The organism is Caldisphaera sp. (genome assembly GCF_023256325.1).
In the GTDB taxonomy this organism is placed as follows: domain Archaea; phylum Thermoproteota; class Thermoprotei_A; order Sulfolobales; family Acidilobaceae; genus Caldisphaera.
Genome location: NZ_JAGDXI010000013.1, coordinates 14,729 through 29,204, shown reverse-complemented (window position 1 = coordinate 29,204; position 14,476 = coordinate 14,729). Strand labels below are relative to the sequence as shown.

Here is a 14,476-nt window from a genome sequence, read left to right as displayed (position 1 = left end):
CATAAAGATGATTGAAATAGGTGATGGAACAAACGAAATACAAAAACTTGTTATAGCAAAATCTTTAATGGGGAAAATAACTTCACCTAAAATCAAGCATTGAATCCAGTATTATTAACCTTTTTTAGATATTCTTCTGAAGTAGCTGCGCTGCAGGTTATCACATACAGAATAACATCTAAGAGCTTAAGCGCGTCTGCCATTTTAGTTAATATTATAGTTTGGCTTGATTCCTTTGAGTTTATTGATCTCTCTTCTATATCCATTGTTATCGCCATGGTTTGTAATAGAAGTTCTTGAGTTCTTTTTATACTAGGTTGTGCTACGATAGATCCCAATTGAGGTAATATATCCTTTATGTTTTGAACCAAACTAGCTATTTCATCTGATCTTATTTTTAACTTGTTAGCTTTGTCTGCAGCATCTAATATAATATATCCAACGACTCCTAATAATCCACTACCTAAAACTAATGCATGAAGTCTCACATCTCCCTTTCCATGAAGCATAGTATCTACAACATGTCTCTCAACCAAATGCTGGTATTTAAGCAAATCCTTCTGACCTAATTGTAAAGATTGTGTAACATCTAGTCCCATTAAGGCATCCTTGAGCATACCAGCTATATCAGAAACTATCATACCTAAACCTTTAATAACTTGCTTTATTTCTATTTTAGAATCATCTATAACAGGTCTAATCATAATCTTTGATTCTCCTAATTCGAATACATCAAGCCCTAAAAGAGATAGAGCGGCTTGCTTTGCTGATTCGACACCTTTTTTACCTAATGGACCTAAATTTATTATAGTATCTCCTAAATTATGAACATACAAACAATATATAGCTAGAGAAGCTATTTCAGGAATAGGAATTTTACTTAAATCCATTTCGTAAACTGCTTTACTTTTTTCTTCATCTTTTTGTGAAGGAATTATAGAAAGTTTATCCTCATCATCTACAATATAAACCGTATCTCCTGGCTTTATATTATGAGCTTCTATCCATGAATGAGGAAGAGTAATTACATATGAAGATGCGCCCAACCTCTGCACTTTTCTAGCTATTATTCCCATACCTAATCACATCATATTATTCTATTAATTATTTACTATTCTACGTATATATTAGTATCTGTATGTATTAAATCTTCGTAAGGAGTTCCTGCACATAAGCGTATAATGATTTTAAGAAGAGTACAATAGTAAAGTGTGTAATCTTTGAGACTCAGGAAATCATTACTCATGATGTTTTGTAAGAGACCTGTGTAGAATTTAGGACAAAACTGTAGAATTTAGGACAAAACAATTTCCTACCAAACAAATGAGATATATTTAATTTATAATAAAATTCCTTTAAAATAAATCGAAATATATAGATAAAATGTATAAATTTTGTTATTCTATACTAAATACACAGTTTGTCCAATTATAATATAGTTATGGGGGGTTCAATACTTAAAATATCTTATTATGCAGGTGAAGTTGCTGGAATACCGGGACTTTTATTTATAATTATTTCTTTATTGTTAAATGGTATATACATACTAATTGGCTCCGTTATAGGTATTTACATTAAAAAAATTCTTTAATTTATATTTTAATCTATATTATTTTTCAAAAAACCGAGTAGATCCTATAATACTTAATTTATAAAGGAATATCCAATTTAATTTCGTAATTTAAGTTAAAACATATATTTCATTACTAACAGAGCATGAAGATTAATTTTAATTAAAGATAAATAATAGAGAGATCAGTAATCAATTAAATTAATATAATGATATTATATAATACGATAATTTAAAACTTCTTCAATTTATTATTAATAGAGAACTAACTTTGAAAGTGAAAAAAATGATTTCCAGAAGTGAAATAAAGGGTGACAAAAGATTAGCATTAGTAATAGGTAAAATGGAAAAAGGCTGTGAACTATGCTTTCCCGGATTAAAGGCTGTAATATTTGTTACTGGCATATGTGGAGACAATTGTTATTATTGTCCAATAAGCAAAGAAAGGTTTGGCAAAGATCTGATTTATATTAATGAAGAGAAAGTTAGTTCATTAGAAGAAGTTACTTTAGAGATTGAGAGACAAGGAGCAATGGGTGCTAGTTTAACTGGAGGAGATCCCTTAACAAAATTTCCAAGAACATTAAAAATTATTAAGATGCTAAAAGATAGATTTGGGAAAGAATTTCATATACATCTATATACAAGCGGTAGATATGCTACTCCGGATGTATTGGTATCTTTATGGAAAGCTGGCCTTGATGAAATTAGATTCCACCCAGTTAAGGAAGAATACAAAAAAGCTATCGAATACGCATCGAAATTAACAAATATGAGGGTTGGTGCTGAAATACCAATAGCTAAAGGTTTAGAAAATTGGGCCATAAAAGTTATTAACGACGTAGAAAAATATGGAGGTTCATTTGTAAATTTGGATGAAATGGAGTTTGTTGAACCCAATGCTTCTGCTTTAATTTCAAGAGGTCTAAATGAAGATGAAAGAAGACCTTTTACAGCGAAAGGATCCATAGAAGCTGCTATGAAAGTTTTAGAATGGGCTAAATTAAATAGCAACATATATGTTCACTTTTGCCCAGCATCATTCAAAGATTCAGTTCAAACAAAAAATAGATTTATAAGATTAGCTAAAAATGATAAAAGATGGTATGAAGAAATTACATCATATGGTACTATTATATGGGGAGAAGTCAATATAAATGATAAGATCATAAGGTTTAATCCAAAAAATATGAATTTATATAAAGGATACAGCGTTAAAATTTTGGAATCTCATCCAACAAGATCAAGAATACCAATTATAAGTGAAGAGACAATAGATATTTAATATAGTTTTACTTTAATATTAAATTTATTGCATTTTTATATTAAGTTATAATAAATCAATATAAGGTTTTCTCTACAAATAAAATATAGGAGATCAATTTGAGACTCCCAAGGACTTGGCTAAAATATACAGAAAAAGAAAATAAAAGTTATAATGCTATAATAACGGTGGAAATTTACCCAGGGGTAAATATTAATATTTATATTGATAAACTAGCTCAAGAACCTAGTTTTGCATGTTGCACAAGAAAGGATAACAAGTTATGTCATTCATATATAATTACATTATTTTCACAAAAAGGACCATTCGCATCATTATATATATCTCCGCCATGGTTTTTTAATGAATGCAAACAAAGAAACTAGTAAAACTATAACCAATAAAATAAGTCTTTATCATTCTCTCCTATCAATTTTCCATTAATATTCACTTGCCTTAATTTTTTAATAGATGAAACAAATGCATTTTTACTAACCCTTCTAAATTCACTGATAGCTTTTTCATAGTTGTCAATTAAATTTATCACTGAAATAGAAAATAAGAAATCTATGCTCTTATTTTTAAAAGGAAGTAATTCCGCATTTCCAAGCAACGCGATACACTTATTTTTACATAATTTCAAAATTTTTCGCTGAGCAATTTTTAACATGTTTTCACTATAATCTAAACAATAAAATTTTGAAACATTATCCAATAATCCTTTATTATAAAAATATTCAATTAATAAGCCGGTTCCGCAACCAATATCAGCTACGATTCCATTAGGTAAAACTATTGAAAACAAAAAATCATATTTTCTCCATTGCTCTAAACCATAAAGTTCATCATAACCATCATAAGTATAATCATATCTTGTTTTTATTTCATCATCCTGAACCACGAGTATATACCTCTGTTTCTTTAATCGCATTTTGTATATTATTTAAAACATCAAGTGCGGTTATATTTTCTCCTTTTTCTTTAACAGCCAATTCTCCAGCTTTCCCAGATATATATGCTGCCGCAGTAACTACATGCAAAGTATTAGCGTTTTTCATTAAAGTAATTCTTCTAGACAAAAATCCCGATATTATGCCAGTTAAAACATCACCTGTTCCTCCAACTGCCATAGCTGGATGACCTGTTTTATTATATCTGCATTTACCTTTAGGTAAGCATATTACATCCACAGGACCTTTTACTATTACTGTTGCATTATATTTATTTGCAATTTCTATTGACAGCTCTTCTGGATCTCCTGTTCTTCCTGCTAATAAAGCGGCTTCTCCTCTATGAGGAGTTAATACTGCCTCTTCCCATAACTTTATATCAGAATTAGCTATTGATTTTAATGCATCTGCATCTATAACTATTGGCTTCCCTTTAAGTAAATTAATCAATTTAATAACTGCTTCTTTAGTCTCTTCTTTATTACCTAACCCTGGACCTATCGCGACCACATCAACTCTTTTTGCTTCTTCAGCTAATTCACTAATATGATTTTCATTAAGGTAATCTCCCTCAAGTGGAAAAGGAATTATACCTGGATTATTTTGAGCTGCAGAGATTGCAACTTTTTCCGGCGAAGCTAAAAATGATAGATCTGCTCCTGATAAAAGTGCCGCAGATGAAGCATAATACGGTGCTCCAAAATAATGATATGAACCTCCAATAGTCAAAACCTTTCCGTTACCACCTTTAATTGCATCCTTTGGCCTTTTAGGTATCCTAAATAATACATCTCCAGGCCCACTATATATTTCGGAGTCTTTAATTATACCTATTTCAGCAACCATAATATCCCCAACGTAATGTTTCGCTTCATCTTTAATTAGTCCTGGTTTTAATGAATGCATTGTAATAGTAACATCGGCTATTGCCGCTCCCTCAGCGACATTACCTGTTTCTGGATCAACTCCTGTAGGTACATCAATTGCAACCCTTAAACCTGTTGAAGAATTAAATGCCTTTAATGCGCTCGCTATAGGCTCTCTTAATTTACCTTTAACTCCTATACCTAGTATTCCATCAATTAAAACATCAGCGTCCTGTGGCTTATATTCTTTTGGATCTTGTAAGTGAATTATTTTTAATTGCTTGGTATTAATTAGGCTCTTCAGATTAACCAAAGTATCTTGATGTTCAATCAAGTTAAAATCATATAGCATATAAACTGTTACATCTGCTCCTCTAAGAGATAAATGCTTAGAAGCAACTAAAGCATCTCCTCCATTGCCTCCTCTGCCTGCATAAACTATAACTCTTTTATTTTTCAAATCCCCTATTCTACATTCTATAGCATCTGCAACAGCTCTTCCAGCATTTTCCATCAAAAGCAAAAGGGGGATTCCATTATATACGTTATTAATTTCATAACTTCTTATATCTTCAATGCTTAAAATTTGAGGTTCCTTAATAAATCCAGCGCATATATTAGGCATACCCAGCACCCAAATATAATATTTCCTTTTTAGATAATACGTTTAATTTTAATGTTTACAAATACATAAAATCATAATTCTAATAACATGGAAATAAAGCTGAAGTCATTTAAAATAGCCTTTTATCAAAAAGACTTATAAGCTAAAAAAGCAAGTCTATTTATGGTGAATATTAATCCAAGGTGTTAAAAATGGCACAAAAAAAGATCAGTATTGATAACAATATATGGTTAGAAGTATTATCAGAAAATGAAAATAAGTTGTTTGAAAGGATAGAAATCAGAGGCTTAGTTTATCACGAATTAAAATCAACACCGTCTAGGATTGCTATTAGAAAAGCTGTTTCTCAAGCTTATAATAAGGATATTTCATCTGTATTTGTTAAATCTATACAGACTAGCTATGGTCAAGGACTTTCCAATGTACATATACATGTTTATAATACTCCTGAATTTGCTAAAAAGTATGAAATGAAATACATAGTAGAAAGAAATGGAGGCTATACTTTAGAGGGGTGAGGTAAATGGCAAAAGAAAAGCCAAAGGCGTACATACATACACTATATCAAGTTGATTACAAAAGCAACAGCGTTGTATTAAAGAACAAGAAATGTCCAAGATGTGGCAATATAATGGCCCATCATTTAAAACCAGTTGAAAGATATCAATGTGGCTATTGCGGATATACAGAATTCGTGATTAAAAAGTGAAACTAGTTGATTGTACTTGGAATCGAATCAACAGCCCATACTTTTGGAGTTGGAATTTTTGACGAAAATAGAGGAATAGTTGGAGAATCCAGAAAAAACTATGTCCCAAATAAGGGAGGTATATTACCTAGAGAAGTTGCCCAATTTTTTTCTGAAGTTGCGGGAAATGCTATAAAAGAAGCTATTAGTAAAGCAAATATTTCCATAGATGACTTAGATGGAATAGGTGTCGCCTTAGGTCCTGGGATGGGTCCTCAGCTCAGGGTTGGCGCTTCTGTAGCAAGAGCTTTATCAGTTAAGTATAATAAACCATTGATTCCAGTAAACCATGGTATTGCTCACTTGGAAATTGCTAGATATTTAACTAAGATGAGAGATCCTGTAATCCTATACGTATCAGGAGGTAATTCTATCGTAACAACATACGTTGATGGCAGATATAGAGTATTTGGAGAAACACTAGATATAGCACTTGGAAACTTATTAGATACATTTGCCAGAGAAGTAAACCTAGGACCCCCTTATATTGTTAATGGTAATCATGTAGTTGATTTGTGTGCAGATAAAGGTAAATTTATGAAAGGTTTCCCATATATTGTCAAAGGTCAAGATGTTTCATATTCAGGACTATTAACTCATGCCATAAGGTTGAAAAAACAAGGTTATAATTTAAATGATATCTGCTATACATTAAGAGAAATAGCATTTTCATCAATATCTGAAGTAACTGAAAGATGCGTTGCACATACGAATAAAAAAGAGATTATACTTACAGGTGGTGTTGCCGCTAATAAACTATTAAATGAAAAACTAACAAAGATGGCGTTAAAACAAGGTGCCTCTTATATGCCAGTACCTTTTAAATACAGTGGAGACAATGGAGTTATGATAGCATTAACAGCTTTGTACGAATTGAAATATGGAATAAAAATTGACCCAGAAAAGGCATATATTAACCAGAGATGGAGAATAGATGAGGTTGATATTCCTTGGTATTATTCAACGATTTAATAAACTTAGAGAGCTTTTTGAAATTTCAATTGCTAAAAAGAGGAGCTGAATCAGAAATAAGACTAGGTAGCTTTGCTGATGTAAAAGCAATATACAAAATTAGGACCAAAAAAGATTACATGGAAGAAGATCTTGATATAGAATTGAGATACTCTAGGACCAAAAAAGAAGCTAAGATTTTATCTATTGCATACGCCAATGGTGTCAATGTACCTAGAATTTACGCTGTTTATCCTTCTATAGGGGTAATAGTGATGGAATATATTTATGGCATAACACTTAAAGACCTGTTAATTAATGGTAACGATGAATCATTAAAGTTCTCATATTTGGCTGGAAAAGAACTTGCAAAAATCCACAAGTCTGGTATAGTCCATAACGATTTTACAACATCTAATATAATAATAAAGGAGCAAGAGGTCTATATAATAGATTTCGGTTTATCAGAATACTCTGCAAACATAGAAGATAGAGCTGTTGATATTCATCTTTACAAAAGAGCAGTTGAGAGTACCCATGCTAGAATTTCGTCTATTATATTCAATGAATTTCGGAAAGGATATATTGACCATCTAGGCTCTGATAAAGGAGAAGAAATAATTAAAAGATCAAGAGAAATAGAGCTAAGGGGACGTTACGTTGGAGAAAGAAAAACAGTGTGGAAACCTTGAAATCTGTATAGTTTCAGAAAATCAAGAAAAGATAAATGAAATCCAAGAAGTTCTAAATAATTTTAAAATAAAACTTAAAAAATGCAACGCAAAAAAGATAGAAATTCAAAATGATGACATAAAACAAATTGCAATATATGCAGCTATAAATGCATATAATGAAATAAAAATACCTTTAATTGTAGATGATTCCGCACTCTATATTAAGTCTTTATCAAATTTTCCAGGGCCATATACAAGCTATGTTTACAAAACGATAGGAATTAAAGGCATATTAAAATTAATGGAAGGAATTAAAGATAGGGGTGCAACTTTTAAAACTAGCCTTGTTTATGTTTATGAAAAAGGATTTAAAGTATTTGAGGGTACCATTGAAGGAGTTATAAGCGAAAATCCTAGAGGATATAATGGATTTGGTTTTGATCCGATTTTCATACCTTATAATGCAAATAAAACATTTGCGGAAATGGATATTCAAGAAAAGAATAAGTATTCCCATAGAGCTAAGGCTGCATTAGCTTTTGGAAATTGGATTATAAATTCTTAAAGTTTTTGTTACATATTAATTTAATCTAGACCTTATACTTATTTTAAATTATATTTAATCAAAAATTTTAAAATAGTAATACTTCCTTATACCTGGTTTTAATATAATATGACAATTAAATTATATGGTGCATCAGATTGGAAAGCACATTAGATTTGCACGTAAATAAACTTATTGCTAGAAATGTTGAAGAAATATTAGAAAAATTAGGTGATATTGAAAAAAGATACTATAGCTTAGGAGATGATGAAGAATCTAAGCTAGAGAAAATTGTATTGAATTCTATGAGAAAAATTTTATTAAATGATTTAAGAGAACTTACTGGTTTCTCGAGCTATTATGGTTTTGAAATAAAAGTTGAACCAAACTTTTCATATGCCAGTAATGAAGCTGCTACCTAATTCAAATGCCTTTAAGTTTATTTCTGGATTTCTCATAGTTTTTATCGACTCCTTTATAGAATCGATGCTTATAAATTTTTCTAGATCAGCTAATTTATATAGTGCACCTAATAGAACCATGTTCTCTGATAAATAACTTCCGGCTTTCTCTGAAAGATCTTTCGTAGGTATTATATAATATTTTATATTATTCCTTTCGAATTCAGATACAATCTCTTCCTTTTTTGGAAGCTTTACGCCAGGAATTGGGGGCCTTAATATAACGTCGGATGTAATAACTATACCGTTTTGATTTAAATAGTCTATATTTCTTGCCGCTTCAATAAGTTCCATAGATAATAATATATCAGCCTCTCCTTTAGGAACTAATGGGGCGTAAACGTCTCCTATCCTTAAATGAACTTCTACAGAACCTCCTCTTTGGCTTAAACCATGAGTTTCAGCAACAAGAACTTTTACATTTTCCTTTACTGCGGCATCTCCAATTATTTTAGACAATGTTATTATTCCTTGACCTCCTACACCAGCTATTACTATATTTATTTTTGAATTTATTCCCATATACTATCCCACCTTTTATCAATAATTTTAACTGGTTTAATAGCATCATATGGACATGTTTGAACACAAACACCACAACCTGTGCATAAACTCGGCTCAATCCATGCTTTTCTATCATCTTTAACAAATATAGCAGGACATGCAAACGCATTATAGCAAATGCCACAACCCGTGCATTTGTTTTCTAAAATCTGATAAATTGGTATTTCAACTTTAATTTTATTAGCAATCCTAACTGCATTTAATGCACAAGCTTTTTTAGCAATTGCTACTGCTGGTTTTTTCTCTTTTATAACATAAGAAAGCACTTCCTTTAATTTGTCCGTTGATTCTTTAATATTAAATGGATCAAATACAACAACTTTTTCAACTCCTATCCCTTCTGCAATTTTTGCTATGTTTATTGTTTTTGTTTCTTCTCCCATAGCAGTTATACCAGAACTTGGATCAGGTTGCTCACCGGTCATAGCGGTTGTCATATTATCTAAAACTAATAAAAGCAAGGGTGACTTATTATATACTGCGTTCACAAGTCCAGGTATACCTGCATGATAGAAGGTAGAATCACCTATTATAGCTATTGGAACTTGATTTTCAGCAACATGGGAAAGGCCATTTGCGACTCCTATACTTCCCCCCATTTCTAATATTATATCTTGTTCATCATATGGAGAATTGATTCCCAAACTATAACAACCAATATCTCCGCTAAATATTGGTTTTATCATAAGGGAATTTACAGCTCTCTTTAAAGAATAAAATGTCCCTCTATGTGGACAGCCAGGACAAAAAGAAGGAGGCCTATTTGGGATGCTAAGATTTAACTTCTTTATATTGGTTTGTTTAACATGAATGCCTAAAAATTCTTTTATTGCTTTCCTTGCTCTATCTAAACTCATTTCTCCAGAGTAGCCAACATATGACTTCCCTTCTATTTCTGTATCTAATCCTTCTTCATTAACTATGTTCTTTATTTGATTTTCAACTATAGGCTCAAGTTCCTCAATAACTAATGCCCTCTTAATATCCTCTAATCCTTTCAATATGAATTTTTTAGGTAAAGGATAAGGAGTTGATATTTTTATTAGCCTATAATTTCCTATTTCATTAAGCACTTCTTTAGCATATTGATATGAAACTCCTGATGCTATTATTGCAACTTTTCCATTTTCAATGTTTTCGATCCTATTATATGGTTCAAAGTTTTCTAAACTTTCTTTAATTGAATTCCATTTATTAATAAGCTTGTCCCTTAAAGTTCTTGAATTAGCAGGAACTAGGCCAAATCTGGAATTATCCTTTAAGAAAAATCCCTTTGTCTTTGGAGGCTTAATTTCATCCAATATTACATTAGATCTTGTATGAGAAACCCTGGTTGTAGGCGTCATTAAAATAGGATGAGATAGTTTTTCACTTAAATCAAAAGCAGCCTTAGTTAAATCTTTTGCTTCTTGAGGATCACTAGGATCAAAAACAGGCACGTAAGTTAACATCCCATAATATCTATTATCTTGCTCATTCTGAGAACTCCACATACTAGGATCTTCTGCAGAAACGATAACTAAACCTGACTTTACTCCTGTATAAGATATGCTAGCCAACGCATCGGCCGCGACATTTAATCCCACATGCTTCATAGCAGCTAATGCTCTTACATTAGATATAGAAGCTCCATATGCTGACTCTAATGCAACCTTTTCATTAACGCTCCATTCTACATATATGCCTAATGAATTTGCAATTTCTGATAATGTTTCCACGATTTCTGTAGAAGGTGTACCTGGATATGCAGATGCAAAACCTCCACCTGCTTCTATAAATCCTCGTGCTATTGCTTCGTTCCCCATTAGCAAAACTTTACTTCCAGGTTTTTGTAATATATTACTCAATCATTCCACCGTATACGTTATTGCGTTTGAGGTTTTTGTGTTTATCAATGTATAATAAGATTAACAGTTATAACACATATATACAAAAAAATATTTTGTTAAATTTTATATTAAATCGATAAAAATATTACCTTTTTATATGAAAAATTAATTGGTGGAACAATGATTTTAGGTGTTATAAGCGATAGTCATGATAACATTAAAAACTTAGAAAAAGTAGTAAATCAATTAATTAAATTTAATATTGATGCATTAATTCATTTAGGAGACATTATTTCTCCTTTTACATTAAAATTTTTAGGAGAAAAACTGAAAAATAAAAAAATCTATGCAATATATGGTAATAACGATGGGGATAAACTTTATTTAAAAAGGACTGCCGATATATATAAAATACAAATAGAAGAACAACCAATAATATTGAACCTAGATGGACACAGCTTATTTATGTTCCATGGATTTGGAGATTTAGATAAGACATTGGCCATAGCTAATTCTTTGGCAAAATCCAAAGTTTATTCTTCAATTATTTTCGGGCATATCCATAAGCCATATTTAAACTATGTTAACGGGGTTTTAATATTAAGCCCTGGAGAAGTCGCTGGAATTTTCAACAATCCATCCTTCGCAATCATTAATGTACCTTCATTCAGTGCAAAGATACTACAGGTAGAGTGATAAGATTTGAAAATTTTATTAGGTAACCTAGTCCAATTTATGAAATATCTATTGAAATATGAAGAAGAAAAGACAGGAGTATTAATAGGACAAAGAAAAGATGATGTTATTTATACAAAAATTGCAATGCCAGTAGAAAATATATTAAAAAGCAAAGTCGAATTTTTGGCAAATCCATATGATATGATTGTTGCTCATTTATTAGCAGAAAATTATGGATTAAATGTGGTATCATTATATCATACACATCCCTATGGTTCACCGATACCAAGCTTAAAAGACATTGAAGGTATGAAATTATGGCCTATTCCATGGATAATAATATCAAAAATCGGTATTAAAGGATGGATATTAAAAGATAGCTTTCCGGAAGAAATTGTGCTAGCTTGATAATAAAATGACTGCTCCAAACAAACTTACAGCTGTAACTATTCCTAACAACACTAATATAGCTGCATAAATATATGGATTTATATATGAATTGTTACTGCTTAAGTAATAAACTTTTTGAAGTATCATACTCCCATTAGCAATTAAAGTATTGTTTGCTGTTAAGTTAAATGTTCTATATACTAATATACCGGAGCTTAGATCATAATATTGACCATAGTTAACATAATATTTAGTTCCATTTTGAGTTAAAATGTAATTAAGATTTTGAACTGCTACCGGTATTGGATTCGTATTATTATAAAATATTTCCTTACTTGAATTTACCAATAAAGACTTATTTGCTATAAATGGTATATTTGAATTCGAGACTAATCCTGTTCCGGCTGACAAATAAAGAGATTGAACTATACTATTGCTACCGCCAAAATTAATCACAGAAAAACTTAATACATCATATGTATCATTATATTTTGACATACTAGCAATAACTTGGATCCAGCCTGACTCAACAGAGGAATTGACGATCATATTTTCAGATACGTTATATACCAACTGAATTTTTAATGGATTTGACCTTAAATATTGGCCTCCAGAAATTAATGGATTTAAATAATGAGCTGCATCATATAAGTATAAGCCAAATCCAATAATAGCTATAATTATAAGTACTGATGCCTCTGCTACTTTAACACCATTGACCAAATACCTCACCACGATTTTATATAAATAAAGAAATTAATAATTCTTATGCATGCTATTATTTATTCTAATCTTTTTATCATATTTAGAAGAAGCAAGTCTTAATCCAAAGGAATTTATTATAATCTCATAGATTAACATATAATTGAAAGCATAAGTTCTCTAAAATACCTTCATTTAAAATAAAACTTATAAATTCTATGGGGCAATTTATTGATTTCTCTTAGGTCATATAAGAGAATAAAATACTATTTTTGATTAATTCTTTTGCTTTTTAAATACTTAATAGAGGCAAGAAAGAGGTTTGCTAACACAGATATAAAAAGAGTTTACTTAATCTAATTTTTATCTACAATAAAAAGTAATAGCTTTAATCAATTATCAATTTGTAACCCCTTATTGTTCAATAATAATTTAACCTATTCTCTATTCTAAAAACTAAATCTTTTTACCTTGTATTTTTGATATATATGTTTAAATTAAAAAATTATTTAAAATAAGATTTATTAAATAAAAATTATGGCAACCTTATAGGAGAGATTGTCAAAAGGCTTAATATCATAAGCAATGTTATTACTTCGAAAGTTATTCCTACTTGCAATCCTTTTTTTCCTATTTTTGATAGGGATTCTATAAAAATATATCCACCATCGCTCTGTATTGTCCCTCCAGGCAAAGGTATAGCTAATGGGGCTGCATTAACTAAGGCAAGACCTAAATTTATTAAATATAGCGCTGATACTATAGATACTAGCCAAGACATCTTAAAAGCCTGTACAACAGATATGCCCAAATGTGGTATACCGTATGGCTTAAAAACTGTTATATTTTCTATAACCCCTTTATATTTAACAGTTAAAACTAGATTTGCCGTTGTCAAATTACTTTCGGCTCCATATTTATTTAATATGTTCATAAAAGACTGTAAAGATAAAGTCGAGGTACCATTTACTGATATTATTATCATCCCAGGCTTCAGGTTTGCTAACGATGCAGGAGAATTTGAGAGTACACTAACTAAACTTACACCGTCTATTAATTTTGGAGCAATATAAACAAACAGAAGTAAAAATATTATGCCTAAAATTAAATTAATAGTAACTCCAGCAGAATATACCTTTAACCTTGATTTAAATGGCGCTGATTTCATTTTGTTATCATCAGGCTCCACAAATGCAGCTGGTATAAATGCTAAAAGAAAGAAACCTGCATCTTTAATAGGTATACCTTCTGCTCTAGCAATTAAAGCATGAAATAATTCGTGAGAAACAACTGCAATCCCTATTGCCAATAAAAAATAGATTAGCTGATCTAAGCTTATCGTTATTCCTGGAATTAATGGAACAAAGCCTGCAGTTTGGCTTGAGTTAGGAACAAAATATCTTGCTATAAAAGTCGATATAACTATATAATAAAAATATACCATTAATCCTATTGATATGGCAAGAGATATATAGCCGAAAATCGACAATATTTTAGCTCTATTTTTGCTTTTTATTGGCTCCATACCTATACCTGTCTTTGCTATTAATACAAAGGGATAGATGGTTATCTTCTTATTTTTAATTATTTTTCCTATTAAATATAAAAATCCCCAAAAAATTATAAATGATATCAAAATTATTAACCAATCTTGCAATTC

Annotated in this window: 18 protein-coding genes; 11 read left to right on the top strand and 7 right to left on the bottom strand. The window is 30.6% G+C overall.

All coding sequences use genetic code 11. The features are described from left to right. Positions 1 to 92: 92 nt before the first annotated feature. On the bottom strand, positions 93 to 1,076 hold the full coding sequence (locus Q0C16_RS01785) for an AbrB/MazE/SpoVT family DNA-binding domain-containing protein (protein ID WP_292319330.1): 984 nt from the start codon (positions 1,074 to 1,076) through the stop codon (positions 93 to 95). Positions 1,077 to 1,420: 344 nt separating this feature from the next. Here Q0C16_RS01785 and Q0C16_RS01780 point away from each other — a divergent pair, with 344 nt between their 5' ends. From Q0C16_RS01780 to Q0C16_RS01770, 3 genes are all read left to right on the top strand, one after another. Beyond that, a complete protein-coding gene (locus Q0C16_RS01780) occupies positions 1,421 to 1,591 on the top strand; it encodes a hypothetical protein (RefSeq protein ID WP_292319329.1) in 171 nt (56 codons plus the stop codon). A gap of 265 nt (positions 1,592 to 1,856) precedes the next feature. Then, a complete protein-coding gene (locus Q0C16_RS01775) occupies positions 1,857 to 2,855 on the top strand; it encodes a radical SAM protein (protein ID WP_292319328.1) in 999 nt (332 codons plus the stop codon). 98 nt (positions 2,856 to 2,953) lie between these two features. Next, positions 2,954 to 3,220: a hypothetical protein gene (locus tag Q0C16_RS01770; RefSeq protein ID WP_292319327.1), complete on the top strand. Its 267-nt coding sequence runs from the start codon at positions 2,954 to 2,956 to the stop codon at positions 3,218 to 3,220. Positions 3,221 to 3,225: 5 nt separating this feature from the next. Here the strand turns inward: Q0C16_RS01770 and Q0C16_RS01765 are convergent, their stop codons facing one another. Then, complete coding sequence (locus Q0C16_RS01765) at positions 3,226 to 3,735, bottom strand: class I SAM-dependent methyltransferase (protein WP_292319326.1); 510 nt, start codon at positions 3,733 to 3,735, stop codon at positions 3,226 to 3,228. Further along, a complete protein-coding gene (locus Q0C16_RS01760) occupies positions 3,722 to 5,275 on the bottom strand; it encodes an NAD(P)H-hydrate dehydratase (protein ID WP_292319325.1) in 1,554 nt (517 codons plus the stop codon). Before Q0C16_RS01760 ends, Q0C16_RS01765 begins: the two co-directional genes overlap by 14 nt. Before the next feature lie 191 nt (positions 5,276 to 5,466). On the opposite strand from Q0C16_RS01760, the gene Q0C16_RS01755 reads away from it, so the two are divergent. The 6 genes from Q0C16_RS01755 to Q0C16_RS01730 all read left to right on the top strand — a co-directional run bounded on the left by Q0C16_RS01755 (position 5,467) and on the right by Q0C16_RS01730 (position 8,614). Beyond that, on the top strand, positions 5,467 to 5,793 hold the full coding sequence (locus tag Q0C16_RS01755) for a 30S ribosomal protein S24e (RefSeq protein WP_292319324.1): 327 nt from the start codon (positions 5,467 to 5,469) through the stop codon (positions 5,791 to 5,793). Positions 5,794 to 5,798: 5 nt separating this feature from the next. Continuing rightward, entirely contained in the window at positions 5,799 to 5,984 is a 186-nt protein-coding gene (locus Q0C16_RS01750; protein WP_292319323.1) for a 30S ribosomal protein S27ae, read from the top strand. A gap of 6 nt (positions 5,985 to 5,990) precedes the next feature. Next, positions 5,991 to 6,995: a KEOPS complex N(6)-L-threonylcarbamoyladenine synthase Kae1 gene (gene kae1 / locus Q0C16_RS01745; RefSeq protein WP_292319322.1), complete on the top strand. Its 1,005-nt coding sequence runs from the start codon at positions 5,991 to 5,993 to the stop codon at positions 6,993 to 6,995. Further along, the gene (locus Q0C16_RS01740; protein ID WP_292319321.1) at positions 6,974 to 7,666 is read left to right on the top strand and encodes a Kae1-associated kinase Bud32; all 693 of its coding nucleotides are present in this window, start codon (positions 6,974 to 6,976) and stop codon (positions 7,664 to 7,666) included. The genes kae1 and Q0C16_RS01740 overlap by 22 nt, the downstream gene beginning before the upstream one ends. Further along, positions 7,635 to 8,213 (top strand): XTP/dITP diphosphatase, encoded by a 579-nt coding sequence (locus tag Q0C16_RS01735; RefSeq protein ID WP_292319320.1) that lies wholly within the window; start codon positions 7,635 to 7,637, stop codon positions 8,211 to 8,213. The genes Q0C16_RS01740 and Q0C16_RS01735 overlap by 32 nt, the downstream gene beginning before the upstream one ends. 137 nt (positions 8,214 to 8,350) lie before the next feature. Further along, entirely contained in the window at positions 8,351 to 8,614 is a 264-nt protein-coding gene (locus Q0C16_RS01730) for a hypothetical protein (RefSeq protein ID WP_292319319.1), read from the top strand. On the opposite strand, the gene Q0C16_RS01725 is transcribed toward Q0C16_RS01730, so the two are convergent. Continuing rightward, entirely contained in the window at positions 8,585 to 9,175 is a 591-nt protein-coding gene (locus Q0C16_RS01725) for an indolepyruvate oxidoreductase subunit beta (RefSeq protein WP_292319318.1), read from the bottom strand. The two genes, Q0C16_RS01730 and Q0C16_RS01725, sit on opposite strands and share 30 nt — an antisense overlap. Then, a complete protein-coding gene (iorA, locus tag Q0C16_RS01720) occupies positions 9,166 to 11,064 on the bottom strand; it encodes an indolepyruvate ferredoxin oxidoreductase subunit alpha (RefSeq protein WP_292319317.1) in 1,899 nt (632 codons plus the stop codon). The genes Q0C16_RS01725 and iorA overlap by 10 nt, the downstream gene beginning before the upstream one ends. A gap of 162 nt (positions 11,065 to 11,226) precedes the next feature. Between iorA and Q0C16_RS01715 the strand changes: the two genes are divergently transcribed. Together Q0C16_RS01715 and Q0C16_RS01710 are read left to right on the top strand one after the other, a co-directional pair. Then, a complete protein-coding gene (locus Q0C16_RS01715; protein WP_292319316.1) occupies positions 11,227 to 11,742 on the top strand; it encodes a metallophosphoesterase in 516 nt (171 codons plus the stop codon). Positions 11,743 to 11,748: 6 nt separating this feature from the next. Further along, the gene (locus Q0C16_RS01710) at positions 11,749 to 12,132 is read left to right on the top strand and encodes a Mov34/MPN/PAD-1 family protein (RefSeq protein WP_292319315.1); all 384 of its coding nucleotides are present in this window, start codon (positions 11,749 to 11,751) and stop codon (positions 12,130 to 12,132) included. On the opposite strand, the gene Q0C16_RS01705 is transcribed toward Q0C16_RS01710, so the two are convergent. Together Q0C16_RS01705 and Q0C16_RS01700 are read right to left on the bottom strand one after the other, a co-directional pair. Then, entirely contained in the window at positions 12,124 to 12,837 is a 714-nt protein-coding gene (locus Q0C16_RS01705; RefSeq protein ID WP_292319314.1) for a hypothetical protein, read from the bottom strand. The genes Q0C16_RS01710 and Q0C16_RS01705 overlap by 9 nt on opposite strands. Positions 12,838 to 13,351: 514 nt before the next feature. Further along, the gene (locus tag Q0C16_RS01700) at positions 13,352 to 14,473 is read right to left on the bottom strand and encodes a site-2 protease family protein (protein WP_292319313.1); all 1,122 of its coding nucleotides are present in this window, start codon (positions 14,471 to 14,473) and stop codon (positions 13,352 to 13,354) included. Positions 14,474 to 14,476 lie beyond the last annotated feature (3 nt).

Coding starts and splice junctions, on each gene's coding strand:
- Q0C16_RS01755 (WP_292319324.1), top strand. CDS start 5,467: ATGGCACAAAAAAAGATCAGTATTGATAACAATATATGGTTAGAAGTA.
- Q0C16_RS01760 (WP_292319325.1), bottom strand. CDS start 5,275: ATGCCTAATATATGCGCTGGATTTATTAAGGAACCTCAAATTTTAAGC.
- Q0C16_RS01725 (WP_292319318.1), bottom strand. CDS start 9,175: ATGGGAATAAATTCAAAAATAAATATAGTAATAGCTGGTGTAGGAGGT.
- Q0C16_RS01785 (WP_292319330.1), bottom strand. CDS start 1,076: ATGGGAATAATAGCTAGAAAAGTGCAGAGGTTGGGCGCATCTTCATAT.
- Q0C16_RS01750 (WP_292319323.1), top strand. CDS start 5,799: ATGGCAAAAGAAAAGCCAAAGGCGTACATACATACACTATATCAAGTT.
- Q0C16_RS01775 (WP_292319328.1), top strand. CDS start 1,857: ATGATTTCCAGAAGTGAAATAAAGGGTGACAAAAGATTAGCATTAGTA.
- Q0C16_RS01715 (WP_292319316.1), top strand. CDS start 11,227: ATGATTTTAGGTGTTATAAGCGATAGTCATGATAACATTAAAAACTTA.